This is a genomic window from Brasilonema angustatum, from assembly GCF_059505445.1.
In genome coordinates this window covers 1-17,427 of the sequence record NZ_JCACKO010000091.1, presented here as the reverse complement: position 1 = coordinate 17,427, position 17,427 = coordinate 1, and the positions used below count along the sequence as shown (strand labels likewise).

16 protein-coding genes and 1 pseudogene are annotated in these 17,427 nt (G+C 43.7%); 11 read left to right on the top strand and 6 right to left on the bottom strand.

What is annotated here, in order from left to right; genetic code table 11:
• Positions 1 to 374: 374 nt before the first annotated feature.
• Positions 375 to 1,904, bottom strand: a complete 1,530-nt coding sequence (locus AC5JM2_RS16190) for an aldehyde dehydrogenase family protein (RefSeq protein ID WP_495835891.1) — start codon at positions 1,902 to 1,904, stop codon at positions 375 to 377.
• A 443-nt stretch (positions 1,905 to 2,347) separates the two neighbouring features.
• Between AC5JM2_RS16190 and AC5JM2_RS16185 the strand changes: the two genes are divergently transcribed.
• The 10 genes from AC5JM2_RS16185 (at position 2,348) to AC5JM2_RS16140 (ending at position 13,966) form a co-directional block, all read left to right on the top strand.
• Entirely contained in the window at positions 2,348 to 3,031 is a 684-nt protein-coding gene (locus AC5JM2_RS16185; RefSeq protein ID WP_495835890.1) for a DJ-1/PfpI family protein, read from the top strand.
• A gap of 37 nt (positions 3,032 to 3,068) precedes the next feature.
• The gene (locus AC5JM2_RS16180; protein ID WP_495835889.1) at positions 3,069 to 3,896 is read left to right on the top strand and encodes a type 1 glutamine amidotransferase domain-containing protein; all 828 of its coding nucleotides are present in this window, start codon (positions 3,069 to 3,071) and stop codon (positions 3,894 to 3,896) included.
• Positions 3,897 to 4,031: 135 nt separating this feature from the next.
• Positions 4,032 to 5,741, top strand: coding sequence for a thiamine pyrophosphate-binding protein (locus AC5JM2_RS16175; RefSeq protein WP_495835888.1), 1,710 nt, complete (start codon positions 4,032 to 4,034; stop codon positions 5,739 to 5,741).
• Between the two features lie 38 nt (positions 5,742 to 5,779).
• Positions 5,780 to 6,229, top strand: a complete 450-nt coding sequence (locus AC5JM2_RS16170) for a hypothetical protein (protein ID WP_210620583.1) — start codon at positions 5,780 to 5,782, stop codon at positions 6,227 to 6,229.
• A 165-nt stretch (positions 6,230 to 6,394) separates the two neighbouring features.
• A complete protein-coding gene (locus AC5JM2_RS16165; RefSeq protein ID WP_495835887.1) occupies positions 6,395 to 6,766 on the top strand; it encodes a nuclear transport factor 2 family protein in 372 nt (123 codons plus the stop codon).
• Positions 6,767 to 7,084: 318 nt separating this feature from the next.
• The gene (locus AC5JM2_RS16160) at positions 7,085 to 7,906 is read left to right on the top strand and encodes a nuclear transport factor 2 family protein (protein WP_495835886.1); all 822 of its coding nucleotides are present in this window, start codon (positions 7,085 to 7,087) and stop codon (positions 7,904 to 7,906) included.
• A 38-nt stretch (positions 7,907 to 7,944) separates the two neighbouring features.
• Positions 7,945 to 8,382, top strand: a complete 438-nt coding sequence (locus tag AC5JM2_RS16155; RefSeq protein WP_495835885.1) for a VOC family protein — start codon at positions 7,945 to 7,947, stop codon at positions 8,380 to 8,382.
• Positions 8,383 to 9,329: 947 nt separating this feature from the next.
• Positions 9,330 to 10,133, top strand: coding sequence for an MIP/aquaporin family protein (locus AC5JM2_RS16150; protein ID WP_495835884.1), 804 nt, complete (start codon positions 9,330 to 9,332; stop codon positions 10,131 to 10,133).
• Between the two features lie 211 nt (positions 10,134 to 10,344).
• Entirely contained in the window at positions 10,345 to 11,118 is a 774-nt protein-coding gene (locus tag AC5JM2_RS16145) for a glucose 1-dehydrogenase (RefSeq protein WP_495835883.1), read from the top strand.
• A gap of 196 nt (positions 11,119 to 11,314) precedes the next feature.
• Complete coding sequence (locus AC5JM2_RS16140; RefSeq protein ID WP_495835882.1) at positions 11,315 to 13,966, top strand: MGH1-like glycoside hydrolase domain-containing protein; 2,652 nt, start codon at positions 11,315 to 11,317, stop codon at positions 13,964 to 13,966.
• A 176-nt stretch (positions 13,967 to 14,142) separates the two neighbouring features.
• On the opposite strand, the gene AC5JM2_RS16135 is transcribed toward AC5JM2_RS16140, so the two are convergent.
• The 4 genes and pseudogenes from AC5JM2_RS16135 to AC5JM2_RS16120 form a co-directional block, all read right to left on the bottom strand.
• Positions 14,143 to 14,460: a DUF5615 family PIN-like protein gene (locus tag AC5JM2_RS16135; protein WP_495835881.1), complete on the bottom strand. Its 318-nt coding sequence runs from the start codon at positions 14,458 to 14,460 to the stop codon at positions 14,143 to 14,145.
• Position 14,461: 1 nt separating this feature from the next.
• Positions 14,462 to 14,680, bottom strand: a complete 219-nt coding sequence (locus AC5JM2_RS16130; protein ID WP_495835880.1) for a DUF433 domain-containing protein — start codon at positions 14,678 to 14,680, stop codon at positions 14,462 to 14,464.
• A 402-nt stretch (positions 14,681 to 15,082) separates the two neighbouring features.
• On the bottom strand, positions 15,083 to 15,235 hold the full coding sequence (locus AC5JM2_RS16125; protein ID WP_495835879.1) for a WD40 repeat domain-containing protein: 153 nt from the start codon (positions 15,233 to 15,235) through the stop codon (positions 15,083 to 15,085).
• Between the two features lie 33 nt (positions 15,236 to 15,268).
• Positions 15,269 to 15,319 (bottom strand): annotated as a pseudogene (locus AC5JM2_RS16120) (hypothetical protein); the annotation flags it as partial.
• A gap of 262 nt (positions 15,320 to 15,581) precedes the next feature.
• Here AC5JM2_RS16120 and AC5JM2_RS16115 point away from each other — a divergent pair.
• Positions 15,582 to 16,430, top strand: coding sequence for a GNAT family N-acetyltransferase (locus tag AC5JM2_RS16115; protein WP_495835878.1), 849 nt, complete (start codon positions 15,582 to 15,584; stop codon positions 16,428 to 16,430).
• A 377-nt stretch (positions 16,431 to 16,807) separates the two neighbouring features.
• Here AC5JM2_RS16115 and AC5JM2_RS16110 read toward each other — a convergent pair.
• Positions 16,808 to 17,427, bottom strand: a 620-nt coding sequence (locus AC5JM2_RS16110) for a WD40 repeat domain-containing protein (protein ID WP_495835877.1), incomplete at its 5' end; no start/stop codon positions are given.

Sequence of the window (17,427 nt, the reverse complement as noted above, 5' to 3'; positions counted from 1 at the left end):
GAGCCAATACAGCAAGCGCGTAGCGTGGCACTTTGTGCCATAGTCCTTGTTTCCCTCACTTGGTACTTGGCGTTGATTTTCGGTACAAGCCCCGTCCTTCTTTGACCAAAACAATTTGAAATTTTAGATTTTAGATTTTAAATTGGGGATTTTCGGTATAAGCCCCGTCTTTCTAAAATGGAATTAATCCAAAATCTAAAATCCTAAATCCAAAATTGATTGACGTAATTAATCCAAAATCGTAAATTTAAAAATCTAGGCTTCGTTTCGCTCCGCTCCAAGCAGAGCACTTTTAGGGTGGAGTTAATCCAAAATCTAAAATCCTAAATCCAAAATTGATTGACTTTTTGCTCTCCTTCATACATATATGTACGTTATGAAAGGTCTACCCACACCGACTTAGTGTGTGTGTAATTCTCCATGACTTCGGTTCCAAGTTCACGCCCAAAGCCCGAAGCCTTATAGCCACCAAATGGGATTGAGACGTCGAATAAGTTGTAAGTGTTGATCCAGCATGTGCCTGCCTTCATTGCGCGTGCAACTCGGTGCGCTTTCTTAATGTCACGCGTGTGTACGCCGGAAGCCAGACCAAACTGTGTGCCGTTGGCAAGATTTATAGCTTCTTCTTCGGTGTCAAACGGAGTAACAGCTAGAACAGGTCCAAAAATTTCTTCTTGAACAATACGCATATCATAAATCGCATCAGTGAAGATAGTCGGTTCGTAATAGAAGCCCTTGTTGGAATTACCATTGCCATTAGGGTTGAAAGGTCTACCACCGATGCGTAGCTTTGCACCGTCTTCATGACCGAATTGAACGTACTGGGATATCTTCTCGAACTGCGACTTATCAGCCAGAGGTCCGAAGATCACAGTCGGGTCTAATGGATCTCCTTTCGACATCTGCTCAACATGACGAACGAGTTGCTCAATAACTTCTTCATAAACTGAACGCTCCACAAGAAGCCGAGAGCCAGCAGTGCAGATCTCGCCCTTATTGTAGAAGATACCAAAGAAAGCGCTTGTAACGGCTGAGTCCAGATCAGCATCGGCGAAGATCATATTGGCTGATTTGCCGCCCAGTTCCATGGTAACTTTCTTAAGGGTGTCAGCAGAGTTCTTGATAATGCCAATACCAACATCCGTGGAGCCTGTGAAAGCGATTTTATTGATACCAGGATGCTTGACTAGTACATCGCCAATCTTGCTACCCGGTCCGGTAATGAGATTGAAAACACCTTCTGGAATACCAGCTTCGGCGAGCAGTTGGGCAAGTTTAATGGCTGTGAGTGGAGTTATTGAGGCAGGTTTATGGATTACGGTGTTTCCAGCAGCCAGCGCTGGTGCAATCTTTGTGCCTGAAAGGATCATCGGAAAGTTGAAAGGTGTGATCGCCGCGACCACGCCCAAGGGCTCGCGTAACGTATAGGTAAGATTTGGTGTGTGCGTTGGTGGAGGGGACACATGCCGTGCTTTACCCTCGATTTGTGAAGCTATTCCACCATAGTAGTAGAATAAATCAGCCATTAGGGGCACATCAACTGTGTGGGAAAAAGCAATTGGCTTGCCCATGTCGATAGTTTCCCGATAAGCCAACTCGTCGCCATGCTTTAAGATTAAATCGCCAACTTTCGTCAAGATCCGTCCGCGCTCATGACCACTCATTTTTGGCCACGGACCATCATCAAATGCTTTCCGGGCAGCTTTGATCGCTGCATCAGCATCTACTTCAGTTGCTTGTGCAATCTCAGTAATCGCTTCTTCAGTCGCAGGGTTAATGGTAGGTTTAGTTCGACCATCCTGCGCGTCGCGCCACTCACCATTTATGAAAAGTTTACCCGGGGCAATTTGCATCTCGTCTGGCGCGATCGCTGTGCCATCTGCAAAGGTAATGCTTTGGTACATATTGTTCTGCTTACTCTATCAAATGAGTTAGATCTGTTGAAAAGCGCCAGCCACTTAAAGTAAATGTCTTTAGAAAAAACTTTATTGGCGCTGTAAATGCTACCAAGTATTGCGGGGATCGATAATACTGTAAGCTTAGGAGGCGAAAAACACGGTTACAATGGTCTATATTTCGGTGAAAGTGTACATTCTTTCGGTTCTGTAGAACTCAAATTTTGTTATCTAAAAAAACAAACCTCTATCGAAGATTAGACCCTTGCAGCTATATTTTACATTTATTAAACTTACATCGCATCCAGTTATCAAAACAATGTAAACTTGCTCCAAAACATTAACCCTTGTAGTTGTGTTTTACGCTTTTTAAACTGATGACTAAAGACTTAACAAAAAGTCACTAGCATTTTTAGTTAAGAATCTATTGCCCCTAAGGATATTTAACCAATATGATACCTAGATCCCTTGGTGGGAAAAAAATTGCCGTTCTCCTCGAAAGTGAGTTCATTCCTGAAGAAATTGAAGCTTATCAAAAGCGCTTCTCGGAACTCAAAGCAACTGTGCATTTAATGTCTAGACTTTGGGGTAACCAGAGTGTTCGTTTTTTCAGCGATGAAGATACGGGCAATACACCTCAAACTATAGAGGTGAACGTTGATTTTCAGAATGTAGACGTTAACGATTATGCCGCTGTGATTATGTCTGCAAACTACACCAGCGTGCGCCTGCGTTATTTTCAGCCGCCACAGGGTGAGCCAATCAGTGCTGAACAAGTTCGCACCTCACCGGCAGTGCAGTTTTACGCCAAAGCGATGGCGAATCCCAAAATCGTTAAAGGGGCTCTCTGCCACGGGCTGTGGATACTGACGCCAGTACCCGAGTTGCTCAAAGGGCGACGAGTTATTTGCCACGAGGTAGTACTTGCAGATATCCTCAATGCTGGCGCAATTTACGAACCCTCGTCCTCTGGTGTTGTGGTAGACAGCGACCTTATTACCGGTCGCTCAAAACACGAAGTTGAACCATTCATTGATGCCATTACTGAACAAATCCAACAAATATCTCTTGGCACCAATCGCTTTTCAAGCAAAAGACCTCCCACCTCTGTCTCAAGAGTAAGAGCCGCAAGCTAATTACCTCAAAATAAATTGATAACTAGGAGAGTGTCAGATGAAAAAGATTTTGACAATTTTATCGGAGTATGGCTACTGGGGTGAAGAACTGATTGGCCCCTTGGAAACCTTTGATGCTGCTGGATATCAGGTTGATTTTGCAACTCCAACGGGAAAAAGACCAGTAGCGCTCCCTCCCAGCATGGATGCTACTTTTGTCGATCCACCTTTGGGTCGGGTAGTGGTATCAGAGGAGATGGTGGAAAAGGTTAAGCAGCTAGAAGATCCTAAAAATCCACGGCTAGACAACCCAATCATTCTCTCAGAATGGTTACCAGATCGACCTTACTGGAGTGCTGAGAAATTTCTTCGGGAAATGGAAGCCTACAACAATGCCGTGGACGCAATACAGAAGGACGTGGAACAATACGACGCGCTTCTGATAGTCGGCGGTAGTGGTCCGATTGTTGATTTAGCGAATAACCATCGGGTTCACGACCTCATCCTCACCTTTTACAAGTTGGGTAAGCCGATTGGCGCAGAATGCTACGGAGTGACTTGTCTTGCTTTTGCTCGCGACCTTGCAGACCGCAAGAGTATTATTTGGGGTAAGCATGTCACAGGTCATTGCAAGGAATATGATTATAAAGATGGAACCGGATTTGTCGGATCTGACATTAATATGGGTCCACCTCCCTATCCCTTGGAGTATATCCTGCGTGATGCAACAGGTCCAGATGGGGGATATCATGGTAATTTTGGTAGAGAAATCTCCGTAATTGTTGACTATCCGTTTGTCACGGGTCGGTCTACCGCAGACTCTTATACAACTGGTCAAAAGTTAGTGGAAGTGTTGGAAAAAGGACTTAAGCGGTACGGGTGGTAAACCTGACCAAATTGACCATTGGCGAAAGTAGCAACAATTATGAGCGCCAATGCAATTAGAATTTAACGAATCGAACTTTGACACAAATTTGTAAGTGCCGTAAGAAAACGGATTAAGCTCAAGGAAGCGGAAGTTATGGCTAATAGAAATGGCCGCTTTGCAATTATCGAACAACTTCTCGCAGATGGTATACGCTATATGTTTGGTAACCCTGGCACAGTAGAGCAGGGGTTTCTAGATGCGTTGAAGGACTACTATCCAGAATTTCAATATATCTTCGCACTGCAAGAAACAATAGCGGTGGGTGCAGCCGATGGCTATGCCCGCGCAACCAAGAAGCCCACCATCGTACAACTACACAGCGGAGTTGGTTTGGGGAACGGCATTGGGATGATTTACCAAGCTATGCGCGGTCATGCGCCTTTGGTAGTGCTCGTTGGCGAGGCTGGCATCCAATACGATGGTATGGACGCCCAAATGGCTGCCGACCTTGTGAGTATGGCAAAGCCAGTCACCAAATGGGCAACCCGAGTCGTTCATCCCTCTTCTTTGTTACGCATACTGCGTCGAGCCATCAAGATAGCTGCCACGCCGCCGATGGGACCGGTGTTTGTTAGCTTGCCGATGGATATTCTCGATGCTCTTAACGACGAAGAGGTCATTCCGACTTCTTTTGTGGTGACACAGGTTGCCCCTGAACCTGACCAACTTGCAAAAGCTGCTACTTTGCTAGCTGGTGCTCAGCAACCGCTGATCGTTATGGGGGATGGTGTGGCTTTTTCCGATGCACAGGCTGAATTGACCCGTGTGGCTGAACTCATAGGTTCACAGGTCTGGGGAGCAGACTCATCTGAACCGAATATGAGCGCAACTCATCCTCTCTTCGGAGGGCTGCTGGGTCACATGTTTGGGGAGCAAAGCCGTCGCATCACGACGCAGGCAGACGTGGTTTTAATTACTGGAACCTACCTTTTACCCGAGGTATTCCCTGCCCTGTCGGGCATTTTTGCCCCGGATGCGAAAGTGATTCACATAGATCTAAATACCTATGAAATCGCGAAGAACTTTCCAGTCGATATCGCACTGCTCGGGGATCCGAAAACCACACTTGCCAAGCTAAGCGACGCACTTGAAGCAACCATAACGCCTGAACAGAAGAAAGTCGCTTCTGAAAGAGCTGCCCTGATAGCTGAGGGCAAGAAACGGGAATTGGCTGCTCAACATGAGGCTGACAAAGCAGTTCGTGACTCAGTACCTCTGCATATGACTCGTTTTGCAGAAGAACTAGCTGCTTATCTGCCACCTGATGCCATCATTTTCGATGAAGCTATTACCAATTCTCCTGAACTATGTCGCTACATACCACCAACCACGGTAGGACAGTATTTCCAGACACGAGGTGGTTCCTTAGGTGTTGGGATTCCCGGCGCAATTGGTATTAAACTGGCCAATGCAGACAAAACCGTGGTCGGGTTTACGGGGGATGGTGGCAGCATGTACACCATCCAGGCGCTGTGGACCGCTGCACACCACAATATCGATGCCAAATTCGTCATCTGCAATAATCATAGCTATCAAATACTGAAGCTCAACATTTTGCAGTATTGGCGTGAGCAGCAGATACCGGAACACGCCTTTCCATCTTCTTTCAACATATGTGACCCAGACATTAATTTCACTGAGTTAGCAGGAGCATTAGGAGTTCAGGCGATTCGGGTAGAGAAGCCAGACCAAATTGGTCCAGCCATCCAAAAAGCATTAGCTCACGATGGTCCTTTCTTGATTGATTTGGTGATTACAAACGAAATTCAAGGTCACAAGATTGGCGTTAAGTGTGGTCAGTAATTAACAAAAAAGTTCACTAATTAAAAGAGAGAAAAACGATGACAGTAACTAATTTAAAGTCTCTGACTGAGAGTGAAGTACAACAACTAGCAAAAGACTGGTATTTGAAACTAGACGTTCACGCTCCGCTTGAGGATTATGTTCCCTTCCTTGCTGAAGAAGGTTTAGAAATGCGCTTTCCGGAGGTTACGGTACGTGGTTTTGATGGATTCAAAGGTTGGTACGAGCGCGTTATCGGTATTTTCTTTGATGAAGTGCATACCTTAAAGCAAGTTAAAGTTACGCCTTCCGGAGATAAGGTAGATGTTAAGGTAGTCGTCAAATGGGAAGCTAGCGTGTGGAAGGCACCAGCAGCCAAAAGTGAACGGATTATTTCAGATGCTTATCAAACTTGGATAGTCAAGCGATCGCCCAACACAGGAAAGCCAGTGATTGAGACATACATAGTTGATTCACTTGATTATTATGAAGGATCTGCTCAGCTTTAAAATTGCAGACATCTCATAGAGAAAGAAGTTTTGGAGCGCACATGACCACTACAAAGAGATACAAATGATTAAGCAAAAGTGGTCTGTGCATTTCTAAACTTTGCTCGCTTAGTAAGACCTTAGTTACGACAAATATTCAACTTGACTCTTAATGGAGATATAAAAGTGACAACTTCAACAGCCTCACCAGGACGCCTATTTTTTGACAAACATATAGAGACAATTTCTGCTGGAAAAATCGATGAAATGGTAGACAGAGATTATGCAGAAGATGCTGTCTTAATAACCTTTTTCAATGGCTTTGCCGATACACCACCACCTATCACAATCGAAGGTCGTGAAAATATTAAAAAATTCTTTCACGACTACCTGAGAACAATTGATTTTATTGATATTAAGTCTCTCGATTTTACTGAAGCTGAAAATGCTATTTTTTTCCAAGCAAAATTCAACTGCAAGCTTGGTCAAGTATCAGTTGGCGATGCTTGGACTATGCGTGATGGTCAAATAGCTTATCACTTTGGTTTTTGGAATTAGTAGAATAACACTAATTAATGGCGAGTGGGGACTAAGCACGTAAACGTACTCAAAACAGCATTATTTGAGTGCGACTAAGTAAGTCGGTGTAATAAAACCAAACTGTGTGAATAAAAGTAAATAAGGCTCAAACTCTTTCTCTCCCTGCTCCCTGCTCCCTGCTCCCTGCTTTATTCCAAGAAGAATTATTTACGCCGACCTACTTATATCGGCTTGCCCAAGCCTAGATAGCGCTAACTAAAAACAAGCTATCTTTACCATCCTGTACTCGCTCACTACAATTTTCTTCAGTCTTAAAACCCTCCGTAAAGGATTACTATGAGTACACCCATAGAACAACTGCTTGTATCTCCAATGAGCAAGCTCTATAAAGAGCATATTGGTTTCATCAAAGCGAAGAATGTCGAAGGTCTCCTCAATCAGTATGCCGAAGATCTCCTGCTTATTAGTACTCTCACTGAAGATCGCAAGCCGCTTTATATACGTGGACGGCAAGCGCTCAAAGAATTCTTTGAAAGCCGCATCTTCAGTTTAGAAGATATTGAAACCAACCTTAACCAGTGGGCTGAGACCGACAACACACTTATGATGGTGGAGGAGATCAAAACCACAAGCAAAACCGGTGAAGTTGGCAATGTCGAGTTCTACGATAACTGGTTTTTGCAAAATGGAAAAATCTCCATCCACTTTGCTGGCGTGGTTCGGTATCCAGATGGAACCTATGCAAATGCAGGGGCGGTAAAAGCAGAAGTACCCACATCCCCAATGGGGAAGCTTTATAAAGAGCATATCGGCTTTATCAAAGCGAAGAATCTTGACGGTCTCCTCAACCAATATGCTGAAGATATCCTGCTCATTAGTACTCTAACCGAAAATCGCAAGCCGCTTTATATACGTGGACGACAAGCGCTCAAAGAGTTCTTTGAAAGTCGTATCTTCAGTCTAGAAGATTTTGAGGTCAAGCTTGATCAATGGGCTGAAACCGAAAACACGCTCATGATGGTAGAAAGTCTCAAAACCAAAAGCGTTAATGGTGATGTTGGTGAAGTCAGTTTCTACGATAACTGGGTGCTGCGCGATGGAAAAATCGCCGTTCATTTCGCTGGTGTCGTTCAATACCCTGATGGCTCATACGCATAACTAAGTTCACTGATTTTGTGACAGGAAGGAGCGAAGTAATGGCTTTGCTAAAAGTTTCTCAGATGGCAATGAGTTGCAAAGATCCGATTGCAACTGAAAAGTTCTACACGAAATATTTCGGCTTTAAGCGATCGCGAGTTGCACCAATCGGCAATAATGAGCAGATTGTCTTTATTAAGTTAGGGGATATGTACCTTGAACTCTTCCAAGCGAAGGGAGAAACTCCTGTCCCTCCAACTGATAAAGATGGACCAACTTATCCAGCTTGGCGGCATTTTGGTTTCCAAGTCGATGATGTCGATGCCAAACTGGCTGAAATGGGCAAAGATGCAAAAATTACCCTAGGCCCACTCAATTTTGATACCTTTATTCCAGGGTGGCGCACAGTTTGGGTATCCGATCCAGATGGCAATATCGTTGAGATAAGCCAGGGATATGTCGATCAGGATAATCCACCCCTTTTGGAGGCAAGTTAACTAAGCGGGAAAACCTTCGGGTAATGTTCGCCACTTACATCCCTGACATAGAACATACAGCGGTTTTCTGTAAGGTGGGCATTGCTCATTAATATCTCAAATGTCTATCACATCGGCTTTTCTAAGCAATGCCCAACGCCAGATGCTACCCTACGGGAAGCCCTCCGGGTTCGGGGGTTCGCAATCGACGCTCACCGCCAAGACTGCGACCCCCTCACCGCCTTCGGCGTCTACAAGCCGGGAAACCCGTCCAACGCACTGGCTCCCCTACGATTTGTGGTCTATTCATATGAAAACTGCTGTAAAGAATGGCGTAAATAACAGCATACATGCATACTTTACGAAGACGACCAGCAATTTTTGCCTTTGTAAACAGCTGTGCAATCAATTCCCACTGTTCCCATGTCTAATTACTAGTACAGTACCAATACGATTCAGTTAAGCATTTTTTTCTTCTCTGTGTGTCACACCAGGTGCTACGGCTGACGCCACGCCTTACGGTGAGACCAGCGCTGCGGGAGGGTTTCCAACGCCAGATACCTAGGTCGGGAGACCCTCCTACAGTACTGGCTCCCCAACGCAGTGCTCCCCAAGACCGCACTGCGTCCTAATGACTAATGACTAATGACTGCCAAAACTAGTTAACTTTATTTGTACCGATCTACTTAGAGCCTTGCTTCAGTAGAACGAGTTGATAAATAATTTTTGTGGTTCAACTTTGAAAAAAAGAATGTGACCTAAAAAATGCAACCTTGGTTCAAAAAATTAACCATTGTAATTACAGCTTGCATTTCCTTACCCTAGCATTGATATCTAAGCGTCGGCATTAGTGTTGTAAGAAGAAACAAGCATATGGATTTAAAAGACAAAATTGCTATTATTCCTGGAGCTAGCAGTGGTATCGGTGAAGCTGTTGCTCAAGATTTAGACTTTTAAAACATCCTCTTATGAATACTTTCACAAGTTGGAAAACTCTAAACTGGTCTGAATATGGAGCAGAAGTGCTCGGAACTGCATTCAATCTCTTCGTAGGATTCAGTATAATCACCTTCAATTTTGGTAAGGGCTTGCCTATGGAGCGTCTAATTCCCGCAGAGAGTCCTCGTTTACTAATTAATGGTCTAATCTTTGCTGGGAGTGGTGCACTATTTGCCATTTCGCCTTTAGGAAAACTGAGTGGTGCTCATCTCAACCCTTGCTTGTCGATGGCATTCTGGTTACAAGGCAAAATGCATAAACGTGACCTACTTGGATACATTATTGGTCAATTCATCGGTGCAATTTTTGGCACATTTCTGTCATTTTTTTTGTGGCGAAATTACTTTGTCAGCACCAATTATTGCATCACCTCGCCTGGGATAGGTCACCCCCTGTGGTATGTATTTCTAGCTGAAGTTTTCATGACATCTCTGTTAGTGCTGTCCATCTTTATATTTTTAAGCCATCATCAGTTAATGCGCTGGACACCTCTGATGGTGTGGCTTTTAGTGGCAACTATGGTTTGGTTGGGAGTACCCATTTCTGGCACTAGTCTGAATACAGCACGTAGCGTTGGACCTGCTTTATTAGCATGGTCTTGGCAAGACCAGTGGCTGTATTTTCTTGCACCTCCACTAGGGGCATTGGTTGCCGTAGGAGTTTTTCGACTTATAGCTATGGGTGAACGCGAACTTCTAACAGGCAAGCTTTTTCATGTTCCCAATTACCGTTGTATTTTCAAAAACGTTAAAGTCCCACATCTTAAGAAGTAAAAGTAGATTTCACTTTTAAGCAATAAGCGGTGCAAGCAAGACTTCAGCGACGAAAAATCTAGTCTATAAAGTTTATCCTAACAAAGCTGTTGATAAGCACAAGCTGAAAGCCCAAAAATATAGCTAAATTAATCACTCATTAGCACAAGATTCCTCAATATTAAAGTCATTCTAAGCCTCAAAAAATATCAAATCTAGAAGGTAAAAATCAATGAATAAACTCGAAGGTAAAGTAGCTTTAGTAACCGGCAGCAGTGGCGGAATTGGTCAAGCTATTGCCGTACGTCTCGCCTCTGAAGGTGCAAATATTGTCATCGACTATCGCTCTCATCCTGAAGGGGCGCAAGAAACCTTGTCCAAAGTGGAAGCCGCTGGAAGCAAAGGTTTGACTGTTAAAGCCGACTTGAGCGTCATCAACGACATTCAGCAGCTTGTAGCCCAAGGCATTGAACACTTTGGTAAACTAGACATTCTGGTGAACAACGCTGGCATCGACGGTAAGAATGCTGATTTCTGGAACATCACCGAAGCCGACTATGACGCAGTGATTGATCTCAACCTCAAAGGCACATTTTTCGCCACTCAAACGGTGGTTCAGCACTTAATCGAAACCAAGCGAACTGGTAAAATCATCAATATTAGCTCTACCCATGAGGAAATAGCATTTCCCCACTTTACTTCTTACTGTGCCAGCAAGGGTGGTGTGAAAATGATGATGCGCAACCTAGCAGTAGAACTTGGTCCGTTGGGGATCACAATCAATAACGTGGCTCCAGGAGCAATTGAGACACCAATCAATACTAAGTTATTAAATGATCCCGAAAAGTTGGGAGCGCTATTGAAAAATATACCCTTGGCTCGCCTAGGTAAGCCGGAGGATATTGCACCTATAGTTGCTTTTTTAGCTTCATCGGATGCTGACTATATCACAGGTGCAACCTTGTATGTAGATGGAGGGCTAAGCCGGAACTATCATGAGCAGTAGGTAGCTCGTGTCTTTTTACCATTGTTTGAGTTCTTCTCATCTAAAGGTGAAAATACGCTGTCTCCCATGAGCATTAACTTTGGACGTCAAATTTGTGGCGTTCTCGATTTGCCCCAAATGTGGGAATGGCTGGTCACTATAAAAACTCTTTTAACACCCAAAATCCAAAATCCAAAATCCAAAATCTAAAATCGCTATGACCCAAGAAGAAGCAAGATTGGCAGCAGATCGTGAGCGTACAGCTTACTGGAAACGCTGGGGTCCCTACCTCAGCGAACGGCAATGGGGAACGGTACGGGAAGATTATAGTCATAATGGTACCGCCTGGGATTTTTTTCCCCACGACCATGCGCGTTCCCGCGCCTACCGCTGGGGAGAAGATGGGATTGCTGGAATTTCAGATAATCATCAGCGACTGTGTTTTGCTCTTGCTCTTTGGAATGGTGAAGATGCGATTCTTAAAGAGAGAATGTTTGGTCTGACTGGAAATCAGGGTAATCACGGGGAAGATGTCAAAGAATATTACTTCTATTTAGACAACACCCCCAGCCACTCCTACATGAAATGTCTTTACAAATATCCTCAAGCTGCTTTTCCATACAACGATCTCATAGAAGAAAATCAGCGCAGGGGTCGCTTGGGTTTAGAGTATGAATTAATTGACACGGGTATATTTGCTGAAGATCGCTACTTTGATGTCTTCGTTGAGTACGCTAAAGCTTCACCTGAAGACATTTTGATTCAGATCAGTGCAACCAACCGAGGATCGGAAGCGAAAACACTGCATCTGCTGCCAACACTTTGGTTTCGTAATACTTGGTCTTGGGATTCTAGTCAAGAAAAGCCGTGGCTGAAAATTAGCGAATCTAACTCTAACTTTAGCGCGATCGAAGCTTACGATCCCTCTTTAGGAAGCCGATGGCTTTACTGCAATGGAGTACATGAACTACTATTTACGGAAAATGAAACTAATAATGAAAGATTGTTTGGGGTAGGCAATGCTTCGGCATACGTCAAAGATGGAATTGACAATTATGTCGTAAATGGGCAAAAAGCCGCTGTTAATCCAAATCGAATTGGTACTAAAGTCTCAGCGCGTTACGAATTAGAAATCGGTGCAGGCGAAACCAAGGTATTACGGTTGCGGTTAAGTGATTTGCAAAATTTAACTGAACCATTTGGGAGTGAGTTTGACACTGTTTGCCAGCAGCGCCAGCGCGAGGCAGATGAGTTTTATCAGCGAATTTGTCCGTTTGCGCGATCGCAAGATGAACGTAATGTGCAGCGCCAAGCATTTGCAGGCATGTTGTGGAGTAAACAATATTACTTGTATGTCACTCATGAATGGCTAAAAGGCGATCCTGCCAGTATACAGCCACCAACATCACGTCTTCTTGGCAGAAACCACGAATGGATTCATTTACATAGCGATGACGTGCTTTCCATGCCCGACAAATGGGAATACCCCTGGTTTGCAGCTTGGGACTTAGCTTTTCATGTTATTCCGCTTTCTATGATTGATCCGGACTTTGCCAAGCTGCAACTAAGCCGCTTGACACGAGAGTGGTATATGCATCCGAATGGTCAACTACCAGCGTATGAATGGGCTTTTGGCGATGTCAATCCGCCTGTGCATGCTTGGGCTGCATGGCAAGTTTATCAGATAGAGCAGAAAATCTATGGTCATGGGGATAAAAAATTTCTGGAACGGGTCTTTCAGAAATTACTGCTAAACTTTACTTGGTGGGTTAACCGCAAGGACTTTGAAGGCAAGAATATCTTTCAGGGCGGCTTTCTGGGCATGGACAATATAGGTGTCTTTGACCGTAGCGCTCAACTGCCAACTGGTGGATATTTGCAACAAGCAGATGGCACAAGTTGGATGGCGATGTATTCTCTGGATATGCTAACAATTGCTCTGGAATTAGCAAAAGACAATCCGACTTATGAAGATATTGCTAGCAAATTTTTCGAGCACTTCCTATATATTGCTGATGCCATGAACGGCGTTGGTGCTGGTGAAATAGCACTGTGGGATGAAGAAGATGGCTTTTACTACGATGCGCTGCATTTACCAGATGGTGATCAATTCCCGATGAAAGTGCGATCGCTCGTAGGACTTATACCATTGTGTGCGGTTAGCATCTTAGAACCAGAAACTTTAGAACGCTTCCCAGGCTTTAGACAGCGGACAGAATGGTTTATTGAGAATCGTCCTGATCTAACCCAAAATATCGCCTGCATGCGCAAAGAAGGTGTTGGTGAACGCCGACTGCTAGCGATCACTTATCCAGATAAATTCCGTCGCATCCTGCAAAAGATGTTAGATGCAACAGAGTTTTTCGGATCTTATGGTATTCGTTCTGTTTCTAAAGTTCATGAAGCCCATCCCTACGTCTTGACAGTGGATGGACAGCAGTATCGGGTAGATTACGAACCTGGCGAGTCCTCCACAGGGATGTTTGGCGGTAATTCCAACTGGCGCGGACCAATTTGGTTTCCGATCAATTATCTACTGCTGGAATCGCTGCAAAAGTTCGATCACTACTTCGGCGACGATTTCAAAATTGAGTGTCCTACTGGTTCTGGGCAAATGATGACACTCAAGGAAGTCGCAAATGAATTAGCTCAAAGGATGATACAAATTTTTGTTACAGATGCTTCTAATCGGCGACCTTTTAATGGTGGAACGGAAAAATTCCAAACTGACCCGAATTGGCGCGACCTGATTCTGTTTAACGAATACTTTCATGGAGATAACGGCGCTGGTATCGGTGCTAGTCATCAAACTGGTTGGACGGGTTTAATTGCCAAATTAATCCAGCAGTGTGGAGAAAGTGGTAAGTGAACACTTCGACAAGCTCAGTGCATCGCAGTGAACACTTCGACAAGCTCAGTGCATCGCAGTAAACAGTGAACAGTGAAGACTGATAACTGATAACTGATAACTGATAACTAGACATCTCCAAAAATGACTATGAAACTTTTACAACGCTTGCACTAAAAATCGATTTTTGGAGATGTCTACTGAACTACTGTGGCTTGTCCTTTTGTTAGAGTGGGTAAGATAGCTAAAATCTTAGGTGCTAAAGGCTTCAGATCTGCCAATCGGTTGGAGGATGCCTGTAAAACAATTACAGTGATATTGAATTGTGGTAGATTCTGTTGGAATGACAAATTACGATCAACTGTGATGAAAACATCAAACTCTACTTCTGCAAGGACAAGAAGTTGACCATTCTTAATTCCTGCCCACCCCATCTGCGGAACTGTTTTCACCTCATAGCCAACAAACTCCCTTGCTAGTTTGCGATCAATACACTCATCCAAAAGAATCTTCATGCTATGCCACCACGCCAATAAGCTGTTTTTCTGCCTCTTCCAGCAAGGCAATAACCTGTTCTCTGGTTACAGTTGGAAATCCATCTAAAAAATCGTCTATCGATTCTCCTGCTTTGAGATAATCTAAAAGCGTCTGTATAGGAACCCTAGTACTAGCAAAAACTGGGGTGCCGCCCATAATTTCAGGGGATACGCTAATAATTGGGGAGTCTTTAAGCATAAGTCTTTAACCTCCGGTGTTTGTATTATGATAGTTGAGTGACGGCTTTGTGATATGTCATTGCGAGTGGAACGAAGTGAAACGTAGACGCGTTTGCGCAGCGCCCCCTTAGGGGCTAGCGGCTTCCCGAAGGGTAGCAATCGCAAGGGCTGGAGATTGCTTCACTCCGCTATCGCTCCGTATGCCCTATGCGCAAAGCGCACACCAAGGGCGAACGGACACGCTACACTAACCCAATGACAGGCATTCAAGCGGACATGATATAACTGATAACTGGTAACTGATAAACCTTTTTCCTAACGACTGACTGCGCTGCACATATTGTCAATTTCAGCATCATCATCATTGGGATTAGTTTTGAAATACTCACCCATGAACGCGCACCCTTGCCTGAGTAAATTATCATAATCCAATTCTCCACAGTCTCACCGTGTTGTCAGCACTTATAGAAGCCAGCATTTTGCCATTCGGGCTGAAGCTCGTGCCATTAACCGCGCTTGTATGCCCGGTGAGGGTTTTGATTTCTTTAAGAGTGGCGGTATCCCACAGTTTCACTGTCTTGTCACCACTTGCCGTTGCCAGGATTTTGCCATCCGGGCTGAAGCTCGTGCCATTAACTGGATGAAATTTAAGCTTGATTAATTTGGTTATAATGAAGGTAGGTGGTACTCACATCCCTACCTATTGCCTACTATCCAATACAGTTCGGATAAGTACCTTTAGGCAGGGGAAGAAAAATCAGTTATTTTCTCCCCCCAGCAACTCTACTCCCCCTACCTAGCTCAACGAATAAATTCCTTAACCGAACCGTATTGCTAGTGGTGGCAGATGGAATTCACTCCATAATTCGAAATGCGACGATAATTTTAAAACCAGAAGAATATAATTTTCAACAGCAAAAATGACTATTACAGAAGATAATTTTCGAGTTCGTCCCATGACCAAAGATGATCTAAAAATTGCCTTAAGCTGGGTAGCTTCTGAGGGGTGGAATCCGGGGATTGATGATGTTGATAATTTTTATATTGCCGATCCTGGTGGTTTTTTAATTGGAGAATTAAACGGTAAACCTATTAGTTGTATTTCTGTCTTACGATATAGTGCTGAATTTAATTTTATTGGTTTTTATATTGTTAAGCCCGAAGAACGAAAAAAGGGATTTGGTTTAAAAACATGGCAAGAAGCATTTAAGTTAATTCCTAATCAACCTGCTGCTTTAGATGCCATATTACAACAAGTTAATAAATATCAAAGATTTGGTTTTAAACCGGTTTATTCTCATCTTGGTTATCAAGGGATAATTACCGGAAAAATCTCGTCAGATGTAAGAGATTTAAAAACTATTGATTTTGATCAACTTTGTCGTTATGATCGACGATATTTTCCTAGTTATCGTCCTCATTTTCTTTCAACATGGATTAATCAACCTCATGGGCAAGGTTACGCTATTATCAACGATGCTGATTTGGTAGGTTATGGAGTGATTAGAAAAGCTATGGATAGCTTTAAAATTGCCCCTTTATTTGCGGAAAATGAAGATATAGCAGAAAAGTTATTATTAGCTTTAGCTACTTATAGTGAAGGAAGTACTATTTATGTAAACGTTCCTAATATCAATAAAGCCGCTATTCTCTTATTGGAAAAATATCAAATGAAGAATACATATGAATGTGTACGAATGTACAAAGGAGAGCAACCTAATATTAATTTGCACAATGTTTTTGCTATTACTGGTTTGGAATTAGGATAAATTTAACTAGTAAGTAGGTAAGCTTAAATAAAGCTATAGCAGTCCTATTTCATTTGTGAAAAAACAAAGTACATTTGTACATTCTTCTTCCCTGTTCCCTGTTCCCTGTTCCCTGTTCCCTACCTCAACGAGTAATTTCACAATTCATTTAGGATTGCTATATGTACCTCAATAAATTTTAAGCGTAGGGGAGGCAAATTGGGGTGTGGATTTTCGAGGCGGTTTGCGGTATAGATTTTCTTCCCGCAAAACTGCCGTCTTCCCCCAATATTGCTATTGCGTTACGGCTAACGCCTAACGCACAGGATATTTTTGTTTTTATATTGTGAGTATCGCACTCATTGCCCCATGCTAAAAAATGCCGAAAAGCCAGTTTCTTACCGATTTGGTAGCTGATCGCACATATTGCTAATTTCAGCATCAGCATCATTGGGATTAGTTTTGAAATACTCACCCATGAACGCGCACCCTTCCCTGAGTAAATTATCATAATCCCATTTCCACAGTCTCACCGTCTTGTCCTCACTAGCAGAAGCCAGCATTTTGCCATCCGGGCTGAAGCTGACGCCATAAACAATGCCCGTATGCCCACTCAGGGTTTTAATTTCTTGACCAGTGGCGGTATCCCACAGTTTCACCGTCTTGTCACCACTAGCAGAGGTCAGCATTTTGCCATCCGGGCTGAAGTTGACGCTATAAACCGTGTTTGTATGTCCACTCAGGGTTTTAATTTCTTGACCAGTGGCGGTATCCCACAGTTTCACCGTCTTGTCACCACTCGCAGTTGCCAGCATTTTGCCATCCGGGCTGAACCTGACGCCATTAAGCGAGTTTGTATGCCCACTTAGGGTTTTAATTTCTTGACCAGTGGCGGTATCCCACAGTTTCACCGTGTTGTCAACACTTGCCGTTGCCAGGATTTTGCCATCCGGGCTGAAGCTCGTGCCATTAACCGAGTCTGTATGCCCACTCAGGGTTTTAATTACTTGACCAGTGG

What these genes read in the sequence shown, in the direction of transcription:
- AC5JM2_RS16190 (WP_495835891.1), bottom strand. Translation starts at nt 1,904, where the DNA reads ATGTACCAAAGCATTACCTTTGCAGATGGCACAGCGATCGCGCCAGAC.
- AC5JM2_RS16135 (WP_495835881.1), bottom strand. Translation starts at nt 14,460, where the DNA reads ATGAAGATTCTTTTGGATGAGTGTATTGATCGCAAACTAGCAAGGGAG.
- AC5JM2_RS16175 (WP_495835888.1), top strand. Translation starts at nt 4,032, where the DNA reads ATGGCTAATAGAAATGGCCGCTTTGCAATTATCGAACAACTTCTCGCA.
- AC5JM2_RS16185 (WP_495835890.1), top strand. Translation starts at nt 2,348, where the DNA reads ATGATACCTAGATCCCTTGGTGGGAAAAAAATTGCCGTTCTCCTCGAA.
- AC5JM2_RS16155 (WP_495835885.1), top strand. Translation starts at nt 7,945, where the DNA reads ATGGCTTTGCTAAAAGTTTCTCAGATGGCAATGAGTTGCAAAGATCCG.
- AC5JM2_RS16150 (WP_495835884.1), top strand. Translation starts at nt 9,330, where the DNA reads ATGAATACTTTCACAAGTTGGAAAACTCTAAACTGGTCTGAATATGGA.
- AC5JM2_RS16170 (WP_210620583.1), top strand. Translation starts at nt 5,780, where the DNA reads ATGACAGTAACTAATTTAAAGTCTCTGACTGAGAGTGAAGTACAACAA.
- AC5JM2_RS16115 (WP_495835878.1), top strand. Translation starts at nt 15,582, where the DNA reads ATGACTATTACAGAAGATAATTTTCGAGTTCGTCCCATGACCAAAGAT.
- AC5JM2_RS16160 (WP_495835886.1), top strand. Translation starts at nt 7,085, where the DNA reads ATGAGTACACCCATAGAACAACTGCTTGTATCTCCAATGAGCAAGCTC.
- AC5JM2_RS16180 (WP_495835889.1), top strand. Translation starts at nt 3,069, where the DNA reads ATGAAAAAGATTTTGACAATTTTATCGGAGTATGGCTACTGGGGTGAA.
- AC5JM2_RS16140 (WP_495835882.1), top strand. Translation starts at nt 11,315, where the DNA reads ATGACCCAAGAAGAAGCAAGATTGGCAGCAGATCGTGAGCGTACAGCT.
- AC5JM2_RS16145 (WP_495835883.1), top strand. Translation starts at nt 10,345, where the DNA reads ATGAATAAACTCGAAGGTAAAGTAGCTTTAGTAACCGGCAGCAGTGGC.
- AC5JM2_RS16130 (WP_495835880.1), bottom strand. Translation starts at nt 14,680, where the DNA reads ATGCTTAAAGACTCCCCAATTATTAGCGTATCCCCTGAAATTATGGGC.